Source organism: Paramagnetospirillum magneticum AMB-1, assembly GCF_000009985.1.
Classification (GTDB): Bacteria; Pseudomonadota; Alphaproteobacteria; order Rhodospirillales; family Magnetospirillaceae; genus Phaeospirillum; species Phaeospirillum magneticum.
The window spans coordinates 1,344,569-1,354,097 of record NC_007626.1 but is presented as its reverse complement, the minus strand read 5'-3'; the positions used below and the strand labels follow the sequence as shown (position 1 = coordinate 1,354,097).

Annotated in this window: 8 protein-coding genes; 7 read left to right on the top strand and 1 reads right to left on the bottom strand. The window is 69.0% G+C overall.

The window, feature by feature from the left end; genetic code table 11:
- The first annotated feature begins 4 nt into the window (after positions 1–4).
- The 7 genes from AMB_RS06435 (at position 5) to AMB_RS06405 (ending at position 8,783) form a co-directional block, all read left to right on the top strand.
- On the top strand, positions 5–889 hold the full coding sequence (locus AMB_RS06435) for a glycosyltransferase family 1 protein (protein ID WP_231849003.1): 885 nt from the start codon (positions 5–7) through the stop codon (positions 887–889).
- A gap of 135 nt (positions 890–1,024) precedes the next feature.
- Entirely contained in the window at positions 1,025–2,053 is a 1,029-nt protein-coding gene (locus AMB_RS06430; protein WP_011383679.1) for a glycosyltransferase, read from the top strand.
- Between the two features lie 130 nt (positions 2,054–2,183).
- Positions 2,184–3,941 carry an asparagine synthase (glutamine-hydrolyzing) gene (gene asnB / locus AMB_RS06425; RefSeq protein WP_011383678.1) on the top strand — a complete coding sequence of 586 codons (1,758 nt, stop codon included), beginning with the start codon at positions 2,184–2,186 and terminating at the stop codon, positions 3,939–3,941.
- A 29-nt stretch (positions 3,942–3,970) separates the two neighbouring features.
- Positions 3,971–5,302 (top strand): dihydroorotase, encoded by a 1,332-nt coding sequence (locus AMB_RS06420; RefSeq protein ID WP_011383677.1) that lies wholly within the window; start codon positions 3,971–3,973, stop codon positions 5,300–5,302.
- A 9-nt stretch (positions 5,303–5,311) separates the two neighbouring features.
- Positions 5,312–7,369, top strand: coding sequence for an ATP-binding protein (locus AMB_RS06415; RefSeq protein WP_011383676.1), 2,058 nt, complete (start codon positions 5,312–5,314; stop codon positions 7,367–7,369).
- A gap of 65 nt (positions 7,370–7,434) precedes the next feature.
- The gene (locus tag AMB_RS06410; protein ID WP_011383675.1) at positions 7,435–7,740 is read left to right on the top strand and encodes a metal-sulfur cluster assembly factor; all 306 of its coding nucleotides are present in this window, start codon (positions 7,435–7,437) and stop codon (positions 7,738–7,740) included.
- Entirely contained in the window at positions 7,737–8,783 is a 1,047-nt protein-coding gene (locus AMB_RS06405) for a hypothetical protein (RefSeq protein WP_011383674.1), read from the top strand. Before AMB_RS06410 ends, AMB_RS06405 begins: the two co-directional genes overlap by 4 nt.
- Here the strand turns inward: AMB_RS06405 and AMB_RS06400 are convergent.
- A complete protein-coding gene (locus AMB_RS06400; protein ID WP_158303936.1) occupies positions 8,780–9,430 on the bottom strand; it encodes an EF-hand domain-containing protein in 651 nt (216 codons plus the stop codon). The genes AMB_RS06405 and AMB_RS06400 overlap by 4 nt on opposite strands.
- Positions 9,431–9,529: the final 99 nt, after the last annotated feature.

Sequence of the window (9,529 nt, the reverse complement as noted above, 5' to 3'; positions counted from 1 at the left end):
AACCATGCATATCACCCTCGTGGACGATTCCATTCCCTTCGACGGCTATTCCGCGTCATCGCGCCCGCTGGGCGGGGCGGAGAAGGCCTTTGCCGTGCTGCCCGGCGCCCTGGCCCGTCTCGGCCATACGGTGCAGGTGTTCAACCGCTGCCGCTGGGGCATGCATATCGAAAGCGCCCAGTGGGAGACCTTCGAGGGCAAGAAGCCGCTGCGCACCGACGTGCTGATCGCCTTCCGCAAGCCCCAGCTTCTGGAATTCATCCGCCATGCGGGCAAGCGGGTGTTCTGGCATGTGGGGCCGGGACGCCTGCTGGACCGCCCGGCGACGCGGGCCATGCTCGACACCCACAAGCCGCTGCTGCTGCTGCTGGCCGAGGCCCAGGCGCGGGACTTCCAGACCAAGGGGCTGGCCGCCGGGCTGCTGCCCATGGCGGTACGCCCCGATTTCCTGGGCGGCGAGCCCCGCCCCCAGGACCCGCCGCGCGCCGTGGTCACCACCCATCCCGCCCACGGCCTGGACTGGCTGGTGGATCTGTGGGTGGCCAGGATCCGCCCCAATGCGCCCAGTGCCGAACTGCACATCCATTCCATGACCCTGGCCTCCGCCGCCGAGGGCAAGGAGGTGGACGAGGCCCTGCGCCCCCTGGCCGCCAAGGTCGCCGCCGCCGCCGCCCACGGCGTGGTGGTCACCCGCCCCCAGGGCGACTACCTGATGGCCGAGGCCCTGCGCGAGGCCCGCGTCCATCTCTATCCCGGCCATGCCGACGACATGGGCTGCTTCACCCTGATGGAAAGCCAGGCGGCAGGCTGTCCGGCGGTAATCCGCCCCCCTGGGCGCCGCCCCCGAGCGCATCCGGGATGGCGTCACCGGCTACGTCGCCCCCGATGACGACGCCTTCGCCAATCTGGCCGTCCTGCTGCTGACCGACCAGTCAGTGCAACAAGCCATGAGTGCCGAGGCCCGTGCCGCCTGGAAGGGCCGTACCTGGGACGGCGTGGCCGCCACCCTGGAAGGCTGGCTGAAATGACGCGGCTGCTTCAGGCCATGGCCGGAGCCCCCCATGGCGGGGCCGAGGCCTTCTTCGAGCGCCTCGCCCCCGCCCTGTCCCGGGCCGGCGTGACCCAGCGCGTGCTGATCCGCGACAACCCCAAGCGCGCCGCCCTGCTGCGCGCCCAGGGGGTCGAGGTGGTGGAAGCCCCATTCGGCGGCGCCCTGGATCTGGTCACCCACTGGCGCTTTCGCCGCGAGGTGAAGGACTTCCAGCCCGATATCGTGCTGACCTGGATGAACCGGGCGTCGCGCTTCGTGCCCAAGGGCCGCCACACCACGGTGGGACGCCTCGGCGGCTATTACGACCTCAAGTATTACCGCCAGTGCGACCACCTGATCGGCAACACCCCGGATATCCGCGACTGGATCATCGCCAAAGGTCGACCGACCGGTCAGGTTCACTACGTTCCCAATTTCGTCGCCGACACCAAGGGCACCCAGCCGCTGTCGCGGGCGTCGTTCGACACGCCGCCCGGCGCACCTTTGATCGTCGCCATGGGCCGCCTGCATGCCAACAAGGCCTTCGACGTCCTGCTCCGCGCGGTGGAACAGGTGCACGATTGCTATCTGTGGATTGCCGGCGAAGGCCCCGAGCGCGCCGAGCTGGAAGCCCTGGCCGCCCATCTGTCGGTCAAGCCCCGGGTGCGATTCCTGGGCTGGCGCGACGACGTGGCGGCGCTGTACGCCACCGGCGACCTGTTCGTCTGCCCTTCGCGCCACGAGCCGCTGGGCAATGTGGTGATCGAGGCCTGGGCGGCCGCCCGGCCGGTGATCGCAACAGCCTCCCAGGGGCCAAGGCAGCTGATCACCGACGGAACCGACGGCGTGCTGGTGCCGGTGGATGACGGCACCGCCCTGGCCGCGGCCATCCGCCGCCTGCTGGCCCAGCCCGACACCGCCCGCGCCCTGGCCGAGGCCGGTCGCGCCGCCTATGAACGCCAGTTCACGGAGGCCGCCGTGGTGGCGCGCTATCTCGAATTCTTCGACAAGGTGAAGCGATGACCTCGCCTGTCATCCTGACGACCATCGGGAGGAAGGATCTCGTCCTGATCCCATGCGTCAGAATCGGCACCAGCGGAGCAGGCGGAGATCCCTCGCCGACGCTCGGGATGACATCGATGGAGCGACGCTGATGTGCGGCATCGCCGGCGTCATGACCGCCAACGGCCCGCCCGACGGGCAGGTGCTGGACAAGCTGGCCGACGCCCTGGCCCATCGCGGCCCCGACGGACGCGGCCGCCATGTGAGCGGCAATGTGGGGCTGGTGCAGAACCGGCTGTCCATCATCGACCTGGAGGGCGGCAGGCAGCCGATCCTGGACGGCGCGGGCAACGCCATCGTGGCCAATGGCGAGATCTACAATTACCTGGAACTGAAATCGGACATGGCGGGACAGGTCTTCGCCACCGGCTCCGATTGCGAGCCGCCGCTGCACCTGTACCGCCACCAGGGCCCGGCCTTCGCCCGCTCGCTTCGCGGCATGTACGCCTTCGCCATCCACGACGGCGGGGCGCAGAAGCTGGTTCTCGGCCGCGATCCCTTCGGCATCAAGCCGCTTTACCTGACGGAGACCGCTCCCGGCCTGGCCTTCGCCTCCGAGCCCCAGGCCCTGATCGCCGCCGGGCTGGTCAAGCCCGAGCTGGACCCCGCCGCCCTGGCGGAATTGCTGCAATTGCAGTTCACCACCGGCACCCGGACCATCTTCAAGGGCATTCGCCGCCTGGGTGCGGGCGAGACCGTGGTGGCCGAAGGAGGCTGCGTCACGGAAGGCCGCCGCCTGCCCGCCTTGCCCGCCGGCGGGCCGGTGGACGGCGGCCTGGACCAGATGCTGGACCAGTTGGACGACACGCTGACCGAATCGGTGGAACTGCACCAGCGCTCGGACGTGCCCTATGGCATGTTCCTGTCGGGCGGCATCGATTCGTCGGTGGTGCTGGCCCTGATGGCCCGGCTCAACCCCAAGGGCGTGCTGGCCTTCACCGCCGGCTTTCCCGGCACCAGGGTGCATGACGAGCGCCAGCATGCCCGCGATCTGGCCCGCGCCGTGGGCGCCCGCCACGTGGAGGTGGAGTTCACGGAAAGCGACTTCTGGGAGCTGCTGCCCTTGGTCGCCGCCGCCATGGACGATCCGGCCGCCGACTACGCCTGCCTGCCCACCTTCAAGCTGGCCCGCGAGGCGAGGAAGGAGGTCAAGGTCATCCTGTCGGGCGAAGGCGGCGACGAACTGTTCGGCGGCTATGGCCGCTATCGCCACGCCATGCGCCCCTGGCCGCTGACCAAGTCCATGCGCCGCAAGGGCACCTTCGACGGCCTCGACGTGCTGCGCGACGGAATCACCAGCCACTGGCGCCACGGCATGAAGCTGGCCGAGCGGGCCGAGGCCCTGCCCGGCCGCACCCGGCTGCAGGTGGCCCAGGCGGTCGACTGCACCGACTGGCTGCCCAACGACCTGCTGACCAAGGCCGACCGCTGCCTGATGGCCAACGGCATCGAGGGGCGCGTGCCCTTCCTCGATCCGGTGGTCGCCGCCTTCGCCTTCCGCCTGCCCGACCATCTCAAGGTCCGGAAGGGGCTGGGCAAGTGGATCCTGCGCCGCTGGCTGGAGACGGCACTGCCCGCCGCCCGCCCCTTCGACAAGAAGCGCGGCTTCACCGTGCCGGTGGCCGAGTGGATCGCGGCGAAACCCCAAATCGGCCAATTGGTGGCCCGACAGCCCGGCATCGCCGAGATCTGCCATCCCGGCGCGGTCGAGGCGCTGTTCAGGACTTGCGCCAAGGACACGGGCTTCGCCTGTTGGACGCTGCTGTTCTACGCCCTTTGGCATCAAAGACACGTCCTGGGCAAGATTCCCGCCGGAGATGCCTTCTCCGAGTTGGCGGATAGGATATAATCGCTGCGTAACTTAAGTGGAGAAGCGCCATGGCCCAGTCCTTCGACCTGATCCTGCGCAACGGCATGGTGGTGACCCCCAACGGCACCGGACGCGCCGACATCGCGGTCAGCGACGGCCGCATCCGGGCCTTGGGCAGCCTGCTCGACGCCTCGGCCGCCGATGAGGTGGACCTGCGCGGCCTGACCGTGCTGCCCGGAATCATCGACACCCAGGTACATTTCCGCGAGCCGGGCCTGGAGCACAAGGAAGACCTGGAAAGCGGCACGCGCGCCGCCGCCCAGGGCGGCGTGGTCGCCATCTTCGAGATGCCCAACACCAAGCCGTCCACCACCACCGCCGACGCCATCCGGGACAAGCTGGACCGCGCCCAGGGCCGCGCCTGGGTGGATCACGCCTTCTTCATCGGCGCCGCCTCGGACAACATCGACCATCTGGCCGAGTGGGAGCGCATCCCCGGCTGCGCCGGCATCAAGGTGTTCATGGGGTCGTCCACCGGCAACCTGCTGGTGGCCGACGACGAGACCCTGGGCCGGGTGCTGGCCCAGGGCTTCCGCCGCATCGCCGTCCATTGCGAGGACGAGGGCCGCCTGATCGAGCGCAAGCACGTGGCCGAGGACGGCGCCCATCCCCGCGTCCATCACCAGTGGCGCGACGTGGAGACCGCCCTGATGGCCAGCAGGCGCCTCGTCGCCCTGGCGGAAAAGGCCGGGCGCCGCGTCCACGTGCTGCACGTCACCACCGCCGAGGAAATGGAGTTCCTGGCCGGTCACAAGGACGTGGCCACGGTGGAGACCACGCCGCAGCACCTGACCCTGGCCGCGCCGGAATGCTATGAGCGCCTGGGCACCTACGCCCAGATGAACCCGCCCATCCGCGGCACCCGCCATCGCGACGCCCTGTGGAAGGCCATCGCCGACGGCGTCGTCGACGTGCTGGGCTCGGACCACGCGCCCCACACCCGCGAGGAGAAGGACAAGCCCTATCCGCAAAGCCCGTCGGGCATGACCGGCGTCCAGACCCTGGTGCCCCTGATGCTCGACCACGTCAATCATGGCCGCCTCAGCCTGGAACGCCTGGTGGACCTGACCAGCGCAGGCCCGGCCCGCATCTATAATATTGCCGGCAAGGGCCGCATCGCCGTGGGCTATGACGCCGACTTCACCGTCGTCGACATGAAGGCCGAGCGCACCATCACCAACAACTGGATCGAAAGCCGCTGCGGCTGGACGCCCTTCGACGGGCAGAAGGTCACCGGCTGGCCGGTGGCCACCATCGTGCGCGGCCGCACGGTCATGCGCGACGGCCAGTTGCTAGGCCAGGCCTCGGGCGAGCCGGTCCGCTTCCAGGAAACCCTGTAGGCCCGGCCGGTGGAGTTCCGCCCCTCCAACCGCCGCATCATGGTGGCGCTGCTGGGAGCCATGCTCCTGGTGCTGTGGGGCTTCGTCACCTATTGGTCATGGTCCCAGCGCAAGGGCATCATGGCGTCGAGCACCGTCATCCTGGAGCAATTGACCTCGGCGGCCGAGGAACAGACCCTGCGCCTGTTCCGCCATGCCGAGACGTCGCTGGTGGTCAGCAATCACTGGCTGGCCGATCATCCGCAACAGAGCCCGGGCGGCAATCCCGCCTTCATCACCCTGGTCGACCGCCTGCGCCAGATGTCCGACGGCATGCTTGACATCCGCATGGTCACAAGCACGGGCGGCCTGCACTACATCCCCTGGCGCGGCCCCAAGCCGCTCGCCGACGTGTCCGACCGCGACTATTTCAAAGCCCAGGCGCGTATGGAGACCCGCGGCTTCTACATCGGCAATCCGGTGGTCAGCCGGGTGACGGGCAAGTGGGGCATCCCGGTCTCCATCCCGGCCGACCGGAACGGCGGCGACATCGCCGTGCTGTTCGGCGCCATCGAACTGGACCGCATCGTCAAGACCTTCGAGGCCGAACGCATCAAGCCGCACGGCTCCATCGCCGTGCTTCGGGCCGATGGCACCTTCTTGTTCCGGGTCCCGTCCGAGGACCACGTGGCCGGGCTCAACATCGCCGACACGCCGTCGTTCCGCGACAACTACGCCCTGTCGCTCAAGGGGGTCTTCCGCTCCTCCAGCCAGTTCATCGACGGCAAGGAGCGGCTGGTGTCGTATCAGAGGCTGCGCGACTATCCCCTGATCGTCATCGTCACCGCCGGAATCGACGACCTGCTGGCTCCCTGGCGCCGCGAGACAGCCACCCTGGTGGCCATCGCCGGACTGGTCACCCTGGCCATCGGCCTGCTGGCCCTGATCCTGATCCGGGCCATGAAGGCCGAGGAGAAGGCCCAGAAGGCCACCGAACGCGCCAAGCGCGAGGCCGAGCTGATCCTGGCCGCCGCCGGCGAAGGGATTTGCGGCATCGATATCCAGGGCCGGGTCACCTTCATGAATCCGGCGGCGCGCTCCATGCTGGGCTGGCTGCATGAGGACCCCATCGGCCGAAACCTGCATGCGGCCAACCATCACAGCCGCCCGGACGGCGCCGCCTATCCCGGCAGCGAATGCCCCATCGCCCATACCCTGGCCGACGGCCAGACCCGCGAAGTGCAGGGCGAGACGTTCTGGCGGCTGAACGGCACCCAGTTCCCGGTAGAGATGATCGCCACCGGCCTGGTGGAGGATGGCGGCGTCAAGGGCGCCGTGCTGATGTTCCGCGACATCAGCGACCGGCTGGCCTCGGAACAGGCCCTGAAGGCGCAGGCCACCGAACTGTCGCGCTCCAATGCCGACCTGGAACAGTTCGCCTATGTGGCCAGCCACGACCTGCGCGAGCCGCTGCGGCAGGTGGCCAGCTTCGTCTCCCTGCTGGAGCGCCGCTATGGCCCCACCCTGGACGACGACGCCCGGGACTATATCACCTATGCCCGCGAAGGCGCCAAGCGCATGGACCGGCTGATCATCGACCTACTGGATTTCTCGCGCATCGGCCATCATTCGCAGGCGGTGCAACAGGTCAATCTCGGCAGCGTCATCGACGAGGCCATCGCCAACCTGGGCACCGTCATCGTCGAGCACGGCGCCCAGGTGGATCGCGCCGCGGAGATGCCGGTGCTGGGGCTGGTTCGCGACGACATGGTGCGCCTGTTCCAGAATCTGATCGGCAACGCCCTCAAATACCACCACCCCGAGCGGACCCCCATCGTCCGCATCGCCGCCCGACGCGACGACGAGGGATGGGTGGTTTCGGTCATCGACAACGGCCTGGGCATCGACCCGCAATTCTCGGAGCGCATCTTTGGCATCTTCCAGCGCCTGCACACCCGCGACAAGTTCGAGGGCACCGGCATCGGGCTGGCCATCTGCAAGAAGATCGTCGAGCGGGCAGGCGGACGGATCTGGGTCGAACCCGCCGAGGGCGGCGGCAGCGTCTTCAACGTCCGCCTGCCCGCTTGACCGCCATCATGCCCAGGAAACGCCGACAGGGGTAGTCTTGGCCGAGCAAGAGGAGGCTTTGGTCCATGCTCACCCAAGACGATATCCGCGAGGCGCTGCGACAGGTCATCGACCCCGATGTGGGCGTCAACATCGTCGACCTGGGGCTGGTGGAGGATATCCGCATCGCGCCGGAAGGCATCTATGTGGACCTGATCATGACCACGCCGGCCTGCCCGCAAAGCGCCTATCTCAGCGATGAATCCGAACGGGTGGTGCGCGCCGCCGCCAAGGACGCGGTGGGCGTCAGCGTCGCCGTGCTCGACTCCCCCTTCTGGGAGCCGTCGCGCATGTCGGCCTCGGCCAAGTCCATCATGGGCTGGCCGGGATGATCAGCGTCACGGCTCGCCGCCTGCCGCTGCTGATGGCCGGGGCCTTGTCCCTGGCGGCCGGCATCATCGCCGGAGAAGGCCGCCTGGGCTGGCCGGTGGGCGGCGCCGATCTGGCGCTGGTCCACGGGCCGCTGATGATCTGCGGCTTCTTCGGCACGGTGATCGGGCTGGAGCGGGCGGTCGCCCTGGGCAAGGCCTGGGGCTATGGCTCGCCGCTGTTCACCGCGCTGGGCGGCGTGGCCCTGATCGCCGGGCATCCCTGGGCCGGCGCGGTCCTGCTGCTGGCCGGCAGTCTGGTCTTCGTCGCCATGAGTCTGGCGGTGATCCTCCGCCAGCGCGAAATCTTCACCACCGTGCTGGGCCTGGGGGGGCTGGCATGGGCGGCGGGGAACCTGCTGTGGAGCCTGGGCGGCGACGCGGCCGGCTCGGTGCCGCTGTGGGCCGCCTTCCTGGTGCTGACCATCGCGGGGGAACGCCTGGAGCTGTCGCGCTTCCTGCCGCCCTGGCGCTGGCGCACCCCCACCCTGCTGCCGCCGCTGCTGGTGCTGCTGGCGGGAATGGGGTTGGGGTCCTGGCCGGTGTTCGGCGCGGGCCTTGCCCTGCTGACCCTGTGGTCGGTGGTCAACGACGTGGTCCGGCGCACCATCCGTCAGGCGGGCCTGACCCGCTATGTGGCGGTGTGCCTGCTGTCCGGCTATGCCTGGGCCCTGGCCGCCGGGCTGTTGATGCTCCGCCTTTCCCCGGGCGAGACCGGAATCGTCTACGACGCCGCGCTGCACGCCCTGTTCGTCGGCTTTGTCTTCGCCATGGTGTTCGGGCACGCCCCGGTCATCCTGCCCGCCGTGCTGCGCGTGGCGGTGCCCTACAAGCCGGTGTTCTACCTGCCGCTGGCCGCGCTGCACGCCTCGCTGGGGCTGAGGATGGCGGGCGATCTCGCCGACATCCATGCCGTGCGCCAGTGGGGTGGAATGCTCAACGCCGTGGCCATCGCCCTGTTCATCGTCACCATGCTGGTGACGGTACTGCGGGCGAGGAAGCGCTAGCCGGCCCATCCGCCGCCATGCCGCCGTTTTCCCCCGCCGCCATTGGGCGCCCCGGATTGGGAGGGCGGCTGATGATCGGGGACGCGCTGCAGGGCGTTGGCGCATAACGGCTCCAACTCGGCCTTGGCCAGCGCGCCGTCGTGATCAGCGTCAAGCCGGGCGAAGGTCTCGGTGGCCTGCCCCAGAAAATCCTCGCGGGTCACCTTGCCGCGAAAGTTCCGGTCGGCCGACATCACCGGATCGATTCCAGAGGATTGGGCGGTACGGCCTCGCTGGCGGTAAGGGTCGCGGTAGCGCTCCAGCACGTCCGAGGTCAGATAGCCCTGCCCGTCCAGATCCATCCGAAGGAACTGGGCACGGGCATCGGCCATGAACTCCTCGCGGTCCAGCCGCCCGTCGTGATTGGTGTCGGCCCGCTCGAACCAGACCTCGGTGGCCAGCTTGCACGATGGCAGGCCCAGCGGCCCGCCGGTCAGCGGCTCGCCATTGGGACTGTAGAGCAGGGCCGGAATCGAAGCCGCCATCCGCCCGGGCCGCTCGTCCGGGTCGGGGCGGCCGGGGCCGGCGCAGGCCACCAGGACACCAATGGCGGCCAGGACCAGAGCGGCTTCCACGGCTTCGCGCAACAGGGAGCGACGGATATTCACGCTGCGATCCTCCAGGTTATCGAGATCGCGGACCATAGCCCCCCACTGTAAGCCGCAGATGTCCAGACGGCCTCCCTTTGGTAACCGATGGTAACGGGG

Coding starts and splice junctions, on each gene's coding strand:
- AMB_RS06435 (WP_231849003.1), top strand. CDS start 5: ATGCATATCACCCTCGTGGACGATTCCATTCCCTTCGACGGCTATTCC.
- AMB_RS06405 (WP_011383674.1), top strand. CDS start 7,737: ATGATCAGCGTCACGGCTCGCCGCCTGCCGCTGCTGATGGCCGGGGCC.
- asnB (WP_011383678.1), top strand. CDS start 2,184: ATGTGCGGCATCGCCGGCGTCATGACCGCCAACGGCCCGCCCGACGGG.
- AMB_RS06410 (WP_011383675.1), top strand. CDS start 7,435: ATGCTCACCCAAGACGATATCCGCGAGGCGCTGCGACAGGTCATCGAC.
- AMB_RS06420 (WP_011383677.1), top strand. CDS start 3,971: ATGGCCCAGTCCTTCGACCTGATCCTGCGCAACGGCATGGTGGTGACC.
- AMB_RS06430 (WP_011383679.1), top strand. CDS start 1,025: ATGACGCGGCTGCTTCAGGCCATGGCCGGAGCCCCCCATGGCGGGGCC.